Origin of the sequence: Fundicoccus culcitae (assembly GCF_024661895.1) — a bacterium.
Classification (GTDB): domain Bacteria; phylum Bacillota; class Bacilli; order Lactobacillales; family Aerococcaceae; genus Fundicoccus_A; species Fundicoccus_A culcitae.
The window spans coordinates 1,875,795-1,892,113 of record NZ_CP102453.1 but is presented as its reverse complement, the minus strand read 5'-3'; the positions used below and the strand labels follow the sequence as shown (position 1 = coordinate 1,892,113).

General features: G+C 37.1%; 14 protein-coding genes and 1 pseudogene. 11 read left to right on the top strand and 4 right to left on the bottom strand.

Going from position 1 to position 16,319, the window contains the following annotated elements; all coding sequences use genetic code 11:
* Positions 1 to 3: 3 nt before the first annotated feature.
* The 4 genes from NRE15_RS08550 to NRE15_RS08535 all read right to left on the bottom strand — a co-directional run bounded on the left by NRE15_RS08550 (position 4) and on the right by NRE15_RS08535 (position 5,046).
* A complete protein-coding gene (locus NRE15_RS08550; protein ID WP_313792469.1) occupies positions 4 to 816 on the bottom strand; it encodes an AAA family ATPase in 813 nt (270 codons plus the stop codon).
* On the bottom strand, positions 809 to 2,257 hold the full coding sequence (locus NRE15_RS08545; protein WP_313792468.1) for a Mu transposase C-terminal domain-containing protein: 1,449 nt from the start codon (positions 2,255 to 2,257) through the stop codon (positions 809 to 811). The genes NRE15_RS08550 and NRE15_RS08545 overlap by 8 nt, the downstream gene beginning before the upstream one ends.
* A gap of 45 nt (positions 2,258 to 2,302) precedes the next feature.
* Entirely contained in the window at positions 2,303 to 2,857 is a 555-nt protein-coding gene (locus NRE15_RS08540) for a recombinase family protein (RefSeq protein ID WP_002316688.1), read from the bottom strand.
* A gap of 245 nt (positions 2,858 to 3,102) precedes the next feature.
* Positions 3,103 to 5,046 carry a heavy metal translocating P-type ATPase gene (locus NRE15_RS08535; protein ID WP_312650673.1) on the bottom strand — a complete coding sequence of 648 codons (1,944 nt, stop codon included), beginning with the start codon at positions 5,044 to 5,046 and terminating at the stop codon, positions 3,103 to 3,105.
* A gap of 358 nt (positions 5,047 to 5,404) precedes the next feature.
* On the opposite strand from NRE15_RS08535, the gene NRE15_RS08530 reads away from it, so the two are divergent.
* The 11 genes and pseudogenes from NRE15_RS08530 (at position 5,405) to NRE15_RS08480 (ending at position 16,264) form a co-directional block, all read left to right on the top strand.
* Complete coding sequence (locus NRE15_RS08530) at positions 5,405 to 5,719, top strand: ArsR/SmtB family transcription factor (protein WP_048728532.1); 315 nt, start codon at positions 5,405 to 5,407, stop codon at positions 5,717 to 5,719.
* 23 nt (positions 5,720 to 5,742) lie between these two features.
* Positions 5,743 to 6,666, top strand: a complete 924-nt coding sequence (locus NRE15_RS08525; protein WP_161879524.1) for a cation diffusion facilitator family transporter — start codon at positions 5,743 to 5,745, stop codon at positions 6,664 to 6,666.
* 133 nt (positions 6,667 to 6,799) lie between these two features.
* A pseudogene (locus NRE15_RS08520) lies at positions 6,800 to 7,804 on the top strand (ABC transporter ATP-binding protein); the annotation flags it as partial.
* 144 nt (positions 7,805 to 7,948) lie between these two features.
* Positions 7,949 to 8,602, top strand: a complete 654-nt coding sequence (locus NRE15_RS08515; protein ID WP_313792467.1) for a SanA/YdcF family protein — start codon at positions 7,949 to 7,951, stop codon at positions 8,600 to 8,602.
* 456 nt (positions 8,603 to 9,058) lie between these two features.
* A complete protein-coding gene (locus NRE15_RS08510) occupies positions 9,059 to 10,060 on the top strand; it encodes an ABC transporter substrate-binding protein (protein WP_313792466.1) in 1,002 nt (333 codons plus the stop codon).
* A gap of 4 nt (positions 10,061 to 10,064) precedes the next feature.
* Entirely contained in the window at positions 10,065 to 11,030 is a 966-nt protein-coding gene (locus NRE15_RS08505) for an ABC transporter substrate-binding protein (protein WP_313792465.1), read from the top strand.
* A gap of 32 nt (positions 11,031 to 11,062) precedes the next feature.
* Positions 11,063 to 11,974 (top strand): ABC transporter permease, encoded by a 912-nt coding sequence (locus tag NRE15_RS08500; RefSeq protein ID WP_313792464.1) that lies wholly within the window; start codon positions 11,063 to 11,065, stop codon positions 11,972 to 11,974.
* Positions 11,975 to 12,772 carry an ABC transporter ATP-binding protein gene (locus tag NRE15_RS08495; RefSeq protein WP_313792463.1) on the top strand — a complete coding sequence of 266 codons (798 nt, stop codon included), beginning with the start codon at positions 11,975 to 11,977 and terminating at the stop codon, positions 12,770 to 12,772.
* Positions 12,773 to 13,051: 279 nt separating this feature from the next.
* Positions 13,052 to 13,741 carry a zinc metallopeptidase gene (locus NRE15_RS08490; protein ID WP_390887124.1) on the top strand — a complete coding sequence of 230 codons (690 nt, stop codon included), beginning with the start codon at positions 13,052 to 13,054 and terminating at the stop codon, positions 13,739 to 13,741.
* Between the two features lie 21 nt (positions 13,742 to 13,762).
* On the top strand, positions 13,763 to 14,962 hold the full coding sequence (locus tag NRE15_RS08485) for a YcjF family protein (protein ID WP_313792462.1): 1,200 nt from the start codon (positions 13,763 to 13,765) through the stop codon (positions 14,960 to 14,962).
* Between the two features lie 231 nt (positions 14,963 to 15,193).
* Positions 15,194 to 16,264, top strand: a complete 1,071-nt coding sequence (locus tag NRE15_RS08480; protein ID WP_313792461.1) for a metal ABC transporter solute-binding protein, Zn/Mn family — start codon at positions 15,194 to 15,196, stop codon at positions 16,262 to 16,264.
* Positions 16,265 to 16,319 lie beyond the last annotated feature (55 nt).

The window sequence follows — 16,319 nt, the reverse complement described above, 5'->3', positions numbered from 1 at the left end:
TACTTATTTTACTCCAATGACTAAACTATCTCGTGCAGCTTCCACTACTTCTGTCGTGATAGTTTCAAGGTTATTGATTTCTAATATTCTTTCGATTTGGGTGAAAAGTCTTTGGATAAGTCGAAAGTTTCCACTGGTAATTTTAATAATACTAGTGACAGCTTCATAATTAGCAAAATCTTCCAGTTGGACAGATAATCCTAACTCTTCCCATTTGTATTCCAGAATATGGTGGATCTCGTCTTTACTCAATCTGTCAAATTCATGGGCAAAACCTATTCTCGAGTAGAGTTGAGGATAACGAGCCAATCGCTTTTCTATACCCGGCATTCCAATAAAGATCATAGCCACATCTTTTTGGTCATAAATATCTCTTAATTGTTCTAAATGCTGTACTTTTAATCGATCTATTTCATCAATAATAATGAGATCAATTTCTTCATACACATTCGTTGAGTATTTTTCTTCTGCTCCTAACTGAAGAACTCTATACATACTTTTAACCATACCCATTTTACCACCGATCATATCGATTTCATTCGTCATTTTAGTCGCCCGTATGGCTGGAGCGGTGTAAAATATTGTTTTCGCTTCAAGGATTTTTTCATCTGCATTCATTCCGATTTCTTCCGATTTTTTGTAATCAATTTGTTTTTCGACCCAATTCCAATTTGAATATTGCTTAGCGGATAAAGTTTTCCCAACTCCGGGTAATCCATAACAAATTCCGATATATTTGTATTTGATACATGCCTGACAAAATTCTACAAAGCGTTTATATTCTTTTGTTTCAATAAAGTAGGGTGTTTTAATCATTGTAATACCTCTTAATTTTTGACTTCTTAGAATCTTTTTTGATTACAGGGTTGTCTAACTCTTTTTGCTTAGTTGAAATAAGTTCTTCCGCAATATTATTTCCAGAATGGAGCTGATTTTCAAGGTTTTTTCGTGCCTTATTACGTGCCGCAACAATCTCTTTTAAATCGACTTCGTAATCAGAAATTTCAGGAGAAATTGCCGTGCATAAATATTGGTCTTTGTAAAATACACGGATCTCAGCAATATCTCTTGGATCATATCTAATGATAACAGTTTCACCTACATAAGCTGCTAAATTGGTGTCAATATATCTTAACCCTTGGAAGTGAATGCCGTCAGAATGAACTTTTCTTGATTTTGCAACATTTAATAACAATAAATCTAAACTTTCTAGACTATCTGGTAGATTAGGAAGAAATCCTGAATTATTCCACATTTTTATAGGCTCTTGTTTTGTTGTGGCATGAATTCTATGGTGATAATCATATATAATGAAACGCGCTAATTTCTCATCAATCTCTTTTATCGTAAGAAGATTTGAGGTATTTTGATTCCCAAAGTAACCTGGTAAATCTTGCAAAAACAACTGATTAATTGTTAAAAAGAAACGTTCTATTTTCCCCCGTCCTCTTGGCATACCTACCGTAGAAAAAATAAGATTGATTTTTAAATCAATTGCGACTTGCTCCAAATGATTTGAAGTGAAATCACTTCCGTGATCGGTATAGAAAGTTTCAGGTATACCACATATTTGCCAATCAGAGTTGCTTTTTTTCCATATTGCTTGGTGTAAAACTAAAGAAGTTTGAATAGCAGAAGGAGCTTGAAAACTAAGGAAATACCCTGCAACTGCTCGGCTATAATCATCTAAAATAATTGTTAACCATGGCCTCTCAGGCTTTCCTTTTTCGTTTAAAACAAGGATATCCAAGGGAGTGTGGTCAGCCTGCCATATTTCATTGGGATAATAAGACTCACGACGATAAACCAAATCATAATTATTTTGATATTCTTTTTTTCCTTTATGAGCAAGTTCCTTTAATTGTGGCGACAGATTTTTAGCAATCGCATATACTTGATTGTAACTAGGCGGGGCCCAATTTTTCTTTTTACAAATTTTACAGACTTTCCGATGAATAGAAGTTAAGGTGTTTTTTTTGTTTTCAAATATAAGCTTTTTAATTTCTTCTTGTACATTTTCTTCTACTTTAAAGCTTCCTGAATCCGAGCGCTTTCTTCGGATCAATCCTTTCAACCCTGATTGTTGATATTGATTTACCCAATGGTATAAAGTTCTTTTTGGAACCCCTGATTCTTCAGCAATATTACTCAAACTTTCTTCATGCTTAAGATAAGGGGCAATCACTTGATATTTATCCATCGCATTTTGTCGTAGTTCTTCTGAATATGAAGTTAATGGAGGAAGTTCTTGGTTCATGAGAACACCTCTTTCCCACGATTAAATAAAATTAATCGTCAATTTTTATTTATCCAAGTAACGATAAAGCGTTGACTTGCTGATTCCTGTCATCTCAACAATTTCTTTCACACTATATTCCTCACTTTTGTACAATTTTATTGCTCGTTCAATATCTCGTTGGTTCACAGGAGGACGCCCGCCTTTTCGCCCTCTAGCTCGAGCACTTTTTAAACCTTCTTTTGTGCGTTCAACAATCAAATCTCGTTCAAATTGACTAAATGCTTGAAACACAGTCATCATAAGTCGCCCTTGGGGAGTGACCGTATCAAAATTCTCTTTTAAGCTGATCAACTTTACATTATGTTCTTCAAAGTAATTTACAAGATCAATTAAATCTTTTGTGCTGCGCCCCAAACGAGAGAAGCTTTCCACGATAACTGTATCATCTGGACGCAATTTATCTTTCAGCCGATTTAATTGCGGACGGTTAGCTTTGGTTCCCGTCATTTTTTCGGTCAGTATTTCGTTGCAGTTATGTTCATTGAGCAAATCCAACTGACGAGACAATTCTTGTGATCGTGTACTTACCCTTGCATACCCATATATATACCCACTCATAATCCTCTTCCTTCTCTATTTTGATTTTCTCAATTGTATCATAAAGGGTGGGTAAAGATACGTAGATAAAGAGCAAAGTTTTGGCACTAAAAAACCCTTCTTCTAGTCTATAAAAGTTGTTATTTAAAATCGTCCCATAATCGATTGTTTTTGATACTAACTGATTTATAAAAATATGCCTCTAAAGTTTCCAAAACTTCAGAGGCATATGAAAACGAGAATTAGTTAATATTTGAAACAGGTTATTAATTTTTGATAGGCTTAGAATTAGACCTTAACAATCGAAGCCCATTCAGAATAACAACCAATGTACTTCCTTCATGAATAATGACACTGATTGCAATATCCGTTAAGCCTAAGAAACTAACGACAACTAAAAAGGCAACAACGGCCATTGAAAAAATAACATTCTGCCAAATGACACGATTCATTTTCGTAGATATATTATGAGATTGTACCAATTTGGATAAATCGTTTTGCATTAAAACTAAATCCGATACCTCTACTGCCACATCGGTCCCATCTCCCATAGCGATTCCCACATCTGCGTTTACGAGAGCGGGGGCATCATTCACTCCGTCTCCAACCATGGTAACTACACCGTATTTTTCTTTTTGTTCGTCTATAATTCTGGATTTGTCTTCCGGCATGACATTCGCAATCACTTCATCTATTCCTAATTGTTTAGCGACTGCTTTACCCGTCATTTCTGAGTCACCAGTAATTAATGTGGTGTGTATGCCTTGTTCTCTGAAATAATCAATGGTTTCTTTTGCATGCTCACTCGGAACATCCATGAGGGCAATAAGACCTATAACAGCCTCATCTACTGCTACGTATACGACCGTCTTACCTTCTGACGACCATTCATTATTTAAACGACTATATTCATCTGAAACATCGTCAAACGAAGTCGGTTTTCCTATACGATAATTTCTCCCTTTGTAATCTCCTGTCAATCCTTTGCCGATCTGGTTTTCTACTTCGATAGTTAGTTTATTTTTTTGCTCAAACTTTCTTAGAATAGCATCTGCTAAAGGGTGATTGGATTCTTTTTCAAGAGCTACTACGATATCAATCATGTTTTCTTCGTTCACGGAATCAGCAAAATAGTAATTGGTTACTTCAGGTTTTCCTTTAGTCAAGGTTCCTGTCTTGTCAAATGCAATGGCTTGAGTATCGGCTAATTGAGACAGGTAAGAACTACCTTTTGAAAGGACGCCTTTTTTGGCCAAGTTAGAAGTCGTCGATAAAGTTACCGATACAGTAGCCGCTGCTAAAGCACAGGGTGAAGCTGCCACTAAAAGGACCAATCCTCTATAGATACTTTGTGACCATGTCCAGTCTAGGAGAAAAGGAGCCAATAACATGAATAACGGAATGGCAATTAAAACAACTGTAACGTATTTCGGTTCAAATTTTTGGATTATACTCGCAGCTTTTGTTTGGTTGTCTTGGTTCTGGTTTACTAACTGTAAAATTTTTGAAAATACTGTATCTTTATTTTCTTTAGTGACTTCCATTGTGAAAGTACCTGTTCCATTGATTGTACTTCCGAAAACGTCGTCTCCTTTGGACTTCTCTTTTGGGATACTTTCTCCATTAATAGATGACTCATCAATGGACGTAGAGCCTGACAAAATGACGCCATCAATGGGGACTTGATCGCCATTCAATACTTGAAGTTGATCTCCCACTTTTAATTCACTGACGTCAACATTTTTTGTACTGCCATCAGGCTGGATTAACCGGGCAGTCGTTGGATTCATTTCGAGTAATTTCGTGATTTCTCGTTTACTTCTTCCTTCTGCATAATCTTCCAAAAAATGTGCACCAGAAAAAATAAGAATCAATAATGTACCTTCCCAAAAATTCCCCATTAAAGAAGCGCCAATGGCCGCTAATCCCATCAAAATGTGAGAGTTGGGCATGAACTTTTTTTGAACTTTGGAGTTCTCGATTGTTTCTCCAAGGCCTTCAAGAATAATGACATGATATCCTGCACTGATTGTAGCGATTGAGAATAAAATATTTCGCATTAACTGATAATCTTCATTCAAAAATAAAGCGATCACCGCTAAGGCTAAACCAATAAAGTATAAAACGATTGGCATTTTTCCGTGTTCATGGTCATGGTCGTGGTTGTGATTATGTTTTTCTTGAGATTGTTGTTCTTCGATAGTTTCCATTTTTATCACCTTCCTATATAATTCCTTTGATTTCCATTCATTTACTTATTAAATCACACAAATTCCCACTAAAAGAAGAGAAGTATTCATGTAATTTCCATTGTCTCTGACTCCTTTCAGTTGTCCCATATGTAAATCGGAATCTTTACGTTTTACATATGAATAACAAATCATATGTTTACAAAATCATATTAACTCACTGTATGAGTTTTGTCAAGACAAGATGCTTCTTATTCAAATGGACTACTATTGCTGATACAAAAGTCTTAATTTTGTCTATAAACAAAAAACTAGCATCGTTTTACTCATGTGGTATTATATATATGAATGGAAAATCATGTGAGAGGAATAAGAGCATATGGATACATCAACAACTTCGCCAATCAATAAAGAGAAGATCCAATCAATAAGCAAAGTATTCAAAGTGATTAGTGACCCTACACGCTTGTCAATTCTCTTTCTTTTACAGAAAGAAGAGCTCAGTGTTGGAAACATTGTGCTTGCATTGGATATGGAACAGTCCGCGATTTCACACCAACTAAAAATATTGAAAGATTCACGTTTAGTGAAGGCAAGAAGAGAAGGGAAAAGCATGGTTTACAGTCTTGATGATCTTCATGTTTTCAGTATTCTCGAACAAGTCTTAACTCATATCAATGAACAAGAACAATAAAAGCTAATAAGGTATAAAACTAAATGGAGGTTTTTAAAATCTCAAAGTCAGAGAAACAAGAAAATCACTCGCACCAAAATCAACCGAATAAGAATATTAAAATTGCTTTTTTCATCAACTTTATTTTTTCCATGATTGAATTTTTCTTTGGGTCTCTTTTCAATAGTGTGTCAATTATGTCCGACGCCGTTCATGATTTAGGAGATTCCATTTCTATTGGATTCGCTTGGTTTTTCCAGGGGTACTCAGAAAAGCAGCAAGATGAACAGTTCACTTTTGGTTATAACCGCTTTTCATTATTAGGGGCGTTGATAACTGGAGTAGTACTGATCGGCGGCTCATTTTTTATGATTTACCGAAGTATCCCACGTTTGATTGATCCGCAACCGGTTAATTACAGTGGCATGTTTTGGCTTTCACTCGTGGCTATTGGATTGAATGGATATGCGGCTTGGATTCTAAGCAAAGGGTCATCTAAAAACGAAGGCATGTTGAACCTGCATATGCTAGAAGATGTATTAGGGTGGATTGGGGTCTTGGTTGTGAGTATCGTAATGAACTTTACCGAGGCTTATCGATTGGATCCAATCTTATCGATTTTGATAGCACTCTATATCCTCTATAAAACTGTACCTGAATTTTTCAGTACAATGAAAATTTTATTGAACGGTTCGCCGGAAAATGTAAACGTAGAGAACCTGGCGAACTCCATTAACAATATTCCTGCTGTAAAGGACCTCTCTCATTTTCACATTTGGTCACTGGACGGAGAAGAAAATGCCCTTATCGTTACGGTTCTTATAGACTCTTCCGATATAAACAAGACTAGGGAAATCAAAGAAGAAATTGCAGAGCTTGCCCATACATCGGGTGTAAAGGATCATATCACAATAGAAATAACTACAAGTAAAGACGAACTGGAAAAAGGGTATGCTTATGGCAGTTAAAGTATTTATATATTGAAAAAAGGACTATTTTAAATCGAGTAGGAGACTAGTCAATTAATGGCTAGTCTCCTACTCGATTTATTAGTGCAAAGCACCCCTTAAATTTAATGCAAAATAAAATTACAATTTACAGATTATGTTCCCTTTAATGCGTTTAATTGGGAATTTAGGCTATATCGCGGTTGTAATTAGTGGGGCTTACTTAGCGATCATTGGCCAAATTACGGTCGGGGACATTCAAGCCTTTACGCAATATGTGAATCGTTTTACCCAACCCATTACGCAGATGGCACAAATCGTGACCCTAATGCAATCAATGGCTGCGGCAGGCGAACGTGTGTATGAGTTTTTGGATGAGGAGGAAGAAGATCAACTATCTGGTGAAACCTTAAATGTTAATGAAGTGATTGGACAGGTCGAGTTTGATCATTTGAAATTCGGCTATACAGCCAGTCAACCAGTTATTCATCAGTTTAGTGCCGAAATTAAACCTGGACAAAAAGTCGCTTTAGTTGGACCGACGGGTGCCGGAAAATCAACCATCGTGAAACTATTGATGCGTTTTTATGATGTCAACAGTGGTAAAATTTTGATTGATCAAGTCGATGCAACCGCCTATAGTCGTGTTTCTTATCAACAAGCCATGGCTATGGTTTTGCAAGATACCTGGTTATTTAACGGCAGTCTAAGGGAGAATATCCGTTATGGACGCTTAGATGCGACTGACGCAGAAGTTATTGAAGCGGCTAAAGCAGCTAGAGTCCATCATTACATTACCTCCTTGCCAGGCGGTTACGATTTTATCTTAAATGAGGAAGCGACGAATATTTCGCAAGGCCAAAAACAACTTTTAACAATTGCACGTGCGCTTTTAGCCAACCGCCCCATTCTCATCCTAGATGAAGCAACGAGTTCCGTTGATACACGGACCGAAATCTTAATTCAAGAAGCCATGGATCGTTTGATGGAGGGCCGTACCAGTTTTATTATCGCCCACCGTCTATCGACGATTCGAAATGCTGATCTAATTCTATACATGGAACACGGTGATATTGTTGAGCAAGGTAATCATGATGAACTGATGCGAATGGGTGGCCGTTATGCTAACCTGTACAACAGCCAATTCATGATGGCTTAACCCTTCATCCCTAATAAATACCGCCGATTTTATTGATTTTTAACAAAATTTTATTAATTTTGATTTGTTAATCAAATGGTGCCTTGTTATAATTGTGGATGTTGTATGTTTCACGGTTTATTTACTAACATGGGAGAGTTGAAGATGCGTCGTATTTTTCGAGTCGTATGGCTAATGCTGATAGCGGCTATAAAACTAGTCCTGTTAGGCGTGGTTTTATTCATTGTCGTTATCGCTGGCATTAATCTATTTGTCATTGGCTCTAACTATTCTAATTTTTATACGGTAAATGAATTGAGTGAGACCGCTATGATGGCCGATGATGTACCCATATTGGTTTTAGGGGCTGGCATTATTAATAATGAAGAACCGTCCAATATTTTGGCCAATCGCTTAGATAAGGCTATCGAAATTTACGAAGCAGCTCCTAATAAACAAATTATTGTCAGTGGTGATCATACGGATCAGTATTACAATGAAGTGGCTGTGATGCAGCAATATTTAATTGAACAAGGGGTTAATGAAGCCAATATTGTTTTAGATCCCCAAGGCTATTCAACGTATGAAAGTGTTAACCGTCTGAGCCAGGTAGTGAAGACGGATAAAGTGATTATTTGTACACAGGGTTATCATTTATCACGTGCTTTAATGATTGCGAACCGCTTAGGTCTGGAAGCCGTTGGTGTGCCAGCCGATGAAGTAGATTATGGTCGTATTGAGCGTGAAAGTCGTGAAGTATTTGCCAGAGTAAAAGATTTTGCGGTTGTCTATTTTGATTACCGCACGCCGTTTGATTAACCTTAACAAGGCTGAAAATGATGGCTTAGAACAAGCTTTAATGAAAATCATTCTAATAATTCAAATTATTTTCTCATTTTCGCTTGACTTAATTCTCTTTCTTAATTAGAATAGACACATCGAATAAAAAATAATTCCTATTTAAGGGGTAACCGATATGCGAACAAATGATTTATTACAAGCTAAACGATACTTTTACAGCTATTTTAGATAGTGTTTGTGTCTTAATCTTAGATACAAACACCAAAACGAAAGTTTGTATCTATGAAGAGCTGTGTAATTAACCATGCCTGCATAGATGATAAAAATCTATAGCAGGATTTGTAAAAGTCGCGCATATTGTAAATTTTTTTGCGCTATATATACAAAGACCGATTTAGATTTTTATCTAAGTCGGTCTTTTTGTTTGATGGTAGTTGTTGGAAAAAAAGCATTTAAATTTAGGAGGATAAAATAATGAATGAAATAGGTCGATATTGGAAAAAAATGAGTGTTGCGTTAGCGGTTTTACCCTTGTTGGGAGCGTCGGTTGTCTTATCTACTGGCTCGGTTAGTGCTCAGGAAAAAGAAGCTATCAATGTTGGAATTTTACAATATGTGGAGCATGATTCATTAGATGCTAACCGTGAAGGCTTCATCGCAGGGTTAGAAGAAGAAGGATACATTGAAGGTGAAAACCTTACGATTAACTATTTAAATGCGGCAGCTGATAATGCGAATTTACAGTCGATGAGTGAGAACTTACTAAATTCAAGTGATTTTGTTTTTGGTATTGCGACACCCGTAGCGCAATCGCTGGTAAATGCTGCGGTTGACACACCTATCTACTTTTCATCGGTAACAGACCCAGTTGGTGCTGGATTGGTAGATGATTTAGTGGATAAAGAACAAAATGTGACAGGTACAATTGATGCGGCTCCGATTGCTGAACAAGTTGAGTTATTGTTACAAACTAAAGAAGATATTCAAAACGTAGGTATTTTGTATAATTCTGGTGAACCCAACTCAGTGAGTGAAGCAGAACGTGCTGAAGCAGTCTTAGTTGAAAAAGGGGTGGAAGTTAGCCACCATACCGTAACGTCTACGAATGATATTAGTCAAGTGATGGCTGCTTTAGCTACGCAAGTAGATGCTGTTTTCTTAGTAACAGACAATACGATTGCGAGTGCTATGCCCCTAGTTGGTGATCTAGCTAAAGAAGCCGGTTTACCCTTAGTTGGTGGATCTAAAGATATGATTTTAGAAAATGGTTTAGCCACTTATGGTTTAGATTATTTTGAATTAGGTAAACAAACAGCTAGAATGTTATCTCGCCAAATTGAAGAAGGTGTGACTGCCAGTGAAATCCCGGTAGAGTCAGCTGCGAATTTAGAGTTAGTTGTTAATGAAGATGTCGCTGAAGCTTTAGGCATTGACCCAGCAAATTTACAATTAGACATAAAAGATGAGGAGAATTAAAATTATGAAAAAAACAATTAGTCGATTTAATGTTATCGTTGCAATGGTGTTATCATTAGTATTAGCCTTAGTTAGCCCTGTTACGACTTTGGCACAAGATGATTCAGCTGAACCGATTCATATTGGTGTTCTACAATATGTTGAACATGAAGCGTTAGATGCGGTTTTAAAAGGCTTTGAAGATACTTTAAATGCTTCTGAATTTGGTGATCGCATTGTTTGGGATATCCAAAACGGTAATGGTGACCAAGCCAACTTACAATCTATTTCTGAAAAAATAGCACGTGACAACGATATTTTATTTGCGATTGCAACACCCGCTGCTCAATCTTTAGCTGTGGTTGAAACGGAAAAACCGATATTTATTGCAGCGGTAACGGATCCGGTTGAAGCTGGTTTGGTTGAATCTTTAGAAGAACCAAACACCAATGTGACGGGTACAAGTGACATGGCTCCTATTGCAGAACAAGTCGATTTATTAATTCGTAATTTTCCTGATGTAGAAAACGTTGGTTTGATATATAATTCTAGTGAAGTGAATTCCGTTGTTTTAGTTGAACTGGCTGTTGAAGAATTAGAAGCCCGTGGTTTAACAACGCATGTCGGAACAGTAACAAACACTAATGACATTGCTCAAGTAATGAATTCATTAACTTCACAAGTGGAAGCTATGTTCATGGTAACGGATAATACCATTGATAGCTCGATTGCACTGGTTGGGGACATGGCTAAAGAAGCAGGTATTCCAACAATTGGTTCGTCTGATTCAGTCGTTATGACAAATGGTTTAGCTACTTTGTCTAACTCATACGAAGATTACGGTATTCAAACCGCTAATATGGTTATTCGTATGTTAACGGAAGAACTTGATCCAGCTGAAATGCCCGTTGAATTAGCTGAAAACCATCAAGTTATTGTTAACCCAGATTTTGCAGAAGCATTAGGCATTGATCCTGAATCGATTCAATAATCGTAAAAAATAGAAAGAGGTTTTTTTTCATCATGTTAGACATTATTATTTCAAGTTTAGCCCAAGGTTGTGTCTGGGCTATTATGGCAATTGGCGTTTACATCACCTATCGTTTACTGAATATAGCCGATATGTCAGCCGAAGCAGTTTTCCCTTTAGGAGCTGCCGTTAGTGCGATTATGATTACCAATGACGTAAATCCATTAATTGCGACAGTTGCCTCATTCTTTGCCGGTAGTCTGGCTGGGATGGTAGCAGGCTTAATTCACACCAAGATGAAAATACCTCCACTACTCACTGGGATTTTAGTCCTAACTGGTTTGTATACGATTAATATGCATGTAATGGGGAGACCTAATATTGCCTTAATTGGATCTAACACCATTTTTAAAGGGTTAACTGATTATTTAAATTTAGGTAGAAATATCCCCGTGATTATTGTTTCACTTATTATAGTTGCGATAATCGTGGTTGTGTTAAATGCCTTTTTACATACTGAAATTGGTTTGGCCTTACGCTCGACAGGTGATAATGAACAAATGAGTCAAGCCAACGGAATAAATACCGATAACATGAAAACACTCGCCTATATGATTGGGAATGGTTTAATTGCCCTATCGGGTTCCCTAATTGCCCAAAAAGATGGCTTTGCGGATATCGGAATGGGGACAGGGACCATGGTTATTGGAATGTCCTCCTTAATTATTGCTGAAGTGGTTATCCCTAATCAGCCGCTAGGTATTCGTTTATCAAGTCTTGTTGTAGGTAGTTTTATTTATCGTATTATTATTGATTTAATTCTAAACCAACGCTTTTTCAAAGTGGAACCTTATGATATCAAACTGTTCTCTGCCATTCTTCTAGGGTTTGTGCTTTACTTACCAGAGATGAAAAAACATTTAAATAAATACCGTCGCAACGGTCAGCTGAGTGGAGGTAAATAAATGCAATTACAATTGAAAAACATTCATAAAACCTTCGAGGCTGGAACTGTCAATGAAAACCATGTATTAAAAGGCATTAATCTAAATTTAGAAGCCGGCGAAGTGGTTACTTTAATTGGAGGGAATGGTGCGGGTAAGTCTACCTTACTAAACTGTATTTCTGGGGCACTACAACCAGATATCGGCAGTGTTGAGATTGCTGGTATTGATGTGACTAACTGGTCAAATAGTAAACGTGCCGGACTGGTTTCCTATGTTTTCCAGGATCCTAAAATGGGAACAGCCTCTCGTTTAACCATCAAAGAAAATATGGCCATTGCTAACCGCCGTGGTCACAAACGCTCCTTACGCCGGGGTGTTCAAAAAGATGATTTGCAAATGATGCGAGATCAACTGTCCCGACTAGGCTTAGGGCTTGAAGATCGCTTGACCATGGAAGTGGCTTATCTTTCTGGAGGTCAAAGACAAGCCTTGACCTTATTAATGGCAACCTTATTACGTCCCGAATTATTATTGCTCGATGAACACACGGCAGCCCTAGATCCAAAAACAAGTGAAATGGTCCTAGCGTTAACTGAAAAAATCATCGGCGAAGAAAAATTAACCGCCTTAATGATTACACACAATATGGCAGACGCTATCCGCTACGGCAATCGTTTAATCATGCTTCACCAAGGGCAAATTATCCTTGATGTTAGCGGAGAAGAAAAGAAAAACCTCACCGTTGTCGAACTGATTGAAATGTTTAAACAACAAAGTGGATCAGATGTTACATCTGATGCCATGTTATTAGCCTAATCCATCAAATAAATATTAAACGTTTGCGACTGCATTGCCTTAAGTGGACAACCCTTTTATCAGTATGATAAGAGGGTTGTTCTTTTAAGGCGAAAAAGTATCCGTCTAAAGTAGGGTGCAAATTAACAGCAAATAAGTGATAATTTAGTAGATACACAGTCGCAACGCGCTATACAAGTAGGCTCACCGTAGATATTTATTTTTCAATGTGGCTTTTTTGTAAATGAGGCACTAGAACTGTTATAATAGAAAAGACAAAGATTTATAGGAGGAAAATATATGAACCTAATGTTTGGATATGACGCAACAATATTTTTAGTTTTAATTGGTTCTGCTATTGTCATGTATGCCCAATACAAAGTTCAATCAACATTTAATAAATACAATGAGATGGAATCTCAAAACAGAATGAGTGGACGCCAAGCTGCGAGCCAAATTTTACAATCAGCCGATTTAAATCAAGTGGCTGTTGAACAGGTGGCAGGTCATTTAACGGATCACTATGACCCAAGAAGCAAGGTTTTACGTTTATCGCAATCAACTTACAATGAAACCTCGATTGCTGCGATTGCGGTTGCTGCCCATGAAACAGGACATGCCTTACAAGATAAAGAAGGCTATGCCTTTTTGAAATTTAGAAGCTTAATTGCACCAGCCGCACAAATTGGTTCGTCATTAGCTGTTCCTATGATGCTATTAGGTTGGGTGTTAAACATATTTTCATTAGTGAATTTAGGTATTATTGCGTTTGGCTTAGTGTTATTATTCCAAGTAATAACCTTGCCAGTGGAATTCAATGCCAGCAGCCGTGCCTTAACGATGCTTGAAAATCAACAACTTGTGACGGCAGAAGAACTTCCAGCAGCTAAAAAAGTATTAAATGCAGCAGCATTTACTTATATCGCTGCAACATTAAACTCTGCTTTGACCTTACTACGCTTTATTTTAATATCACGTCGCCGTAACTAATTTTTGAGGGAGTGCCCATCCATGCAATTTTGGCGTAAAAACAAAAAAAATTATGTAAATAAGCAATTGGCGGACGATTTATTAAAGAAGACAGAGACGGCTATTGAAAAAATGCCACCCATTAATATATTAGTAGCTGGAAAAACCGGTAGTGGTAAGAGTACTTTAATTAATGCTTTGTTTCGAGAAAATATCGCTGCAACAGGGGTTGGTATGCCTGTTACCCAAACCGTTGATAAATTAACCAAAGAGGGTATACCACTCACTTTATATGATACAAAAGGTTTGGAATTACAAGCGGAATCGCAACAGGCCGTCGTAAATGATTTATCCAACTTAATTCAGCAACAGAAGGCTAAGGGGGACAAAGAAGCGATTCATATTGTCTACTATTGCTTAAATGCGAACATGGCCCGCATAGAGCCGTATGAATTAGATCTAATTCAGGCTTTAGCACAACAACTACCGGTGATTTTAGTGCTAACACAAACACTCGGATCAGAAAATAAATCATTTGAGATTTATATTCAGCAATTAGCCCCAGCTATTGAGGTAAAGGCGGTTATACCCGTTTTAGCTAAGTCGTTTTCAATTCAAGCCAATCAACAGATAAAAGCCTTTGGTTTACAAACATTGATTGATAAAACCTTAGAAATTTTACCGACTGAACAACATTTGGCTTTTATCAATGCCCAACAAATAGATATCCAACGTAAAGTCGATAATGCTAAACGTTGGGCGAAATCCTATGTGACGACTGCTTTTGGAGTGGGCTTTACGCCCGTACCCATTTCGGATGCAGCCTTATTAATTCCGATGCAAATTACCATGTTGGCACATATAACAGCTATTTTCGGTCTAGCTTTAGATAAAGCTCAAATTCTGAGTGTTTTAGCGGGGATAGGTGGCACAGGTACAACGACAATGATTGGCAAGTATTTTGTCGGTACAGCCTTCAAATTAATTCCGGGAATTGGAACAGTATCGGGAGGTTTAATTAGTGGTAGTACGGCTGCCGTTTTAACTATTGCCTTAGCGCATAGCTATACAGAAGTTTTACGCCGGATTCTTTTGGCTGAACTTGATGGGACAGACTTACGTTTGAAAGAAATTCAATCTATTATGAATCTTAGTTTAGGCAATCAATTGGATTATTTAAAAGACCATCTACCTAAAAATACACCTAGGCAAGTTATTGAATGGCTAGATCAATTTAAATAAAATTTTTCCTCACGGTTTATGTGAATGTCTGATGGCCTCTTTTCATCAACATCAATTAAACCGTAAGGTTTTTTTGTTTGTGGACTTATGTAAGTTAATGCTTTATTAAGCGTAAGTTGTATAAAAATGGTGACTAATATCTTTTAAAATAGAATTGTGACTTGACAATAAGAATAATGCTCTGTAATATCTAAATAGTAATTATTACTATTATATGAAAGGTAGTTGAATATGAAAAAGAAATTTTTGTTCAGTTTATTGTCATTGATGTTAGTAGGGATGTCTGCATTTAATATGGGAGTTAGCGTTAAAGCGCAAGAAAAATTAGAAGTAAAGACAACCTTTTACCCAGTCTATTTCTTAGCTGAACAAATTGGGGGAGACTATGCTAATGTAAGCATGCTATTAGAGGCTAATCAAGATGCCCACGATTATGAAATAAGTGCCAGTGATGTCACCGAAGTGCAAAATGCCGATTTATTTATTTACCAAGATGATGAAATGGAATATTTTGTGCAGGATTTATTAGCAGTTATTAATACTGAGAATACCAAAATCGTTGAATCAACTGAAGGTTTAACTTTATTGACGGGTTCAGATACTCACGACCATGAAGGTGAAGAAGCCGCGGATGATCACGACCATGAAGGTGAAGAAGCTGCGGATGAGCACGACCACGAAGAGGGGGCCCATGAAGAAGACGACCATGACCACGAGGAAGATGATCATGCTCATGAAGAAGACGATAATGCCCATGATCATGGTGCTGAAGAAGATGGTCATAGTCATAATTATGATCCACATACCTGGGTAGACCCTATGTTTTATGCACAACAGGCTGAAAATGTTTTAAATGCTTTTGTTGAATTAGATCCAGCGAATGCGGAAGGTTACCAAAATAATTATCAAGCATTGGTAGATGAATTAACTTTAATCGATGAAGAATACCGTACAGCCTTAGCTGACCGTGAAGATCGTCGCTTTGTGGTACAACATGCCGCTTTTGGCTATCTTGCAAATGCTTATGATTTAGAACAAGTTGCTATTACTGGATTATCAACAACTCAAGAACCAAGTGCACAAGAAATAGCTACCATGCAAGATTTCGTTGTTGAAAATGATGTTAAAGTTATTTATGTTGATCCAACCAGTAGCAGTTCGATAGCTCAGACGGTTGCACAAGCTAATAATGCGGAGTTACGTCCACTACGGACATTAGAAAGTGTTACAGCCGATGAATTAGCTCAAGGAATAAACTACTTTGATATTATGCGGGATAATTTAATTGAATTAGCTAAATAAATTGCGTATAGTGAATATGAACTCTACGAATGAGTTCATATTTATAAGAATACAG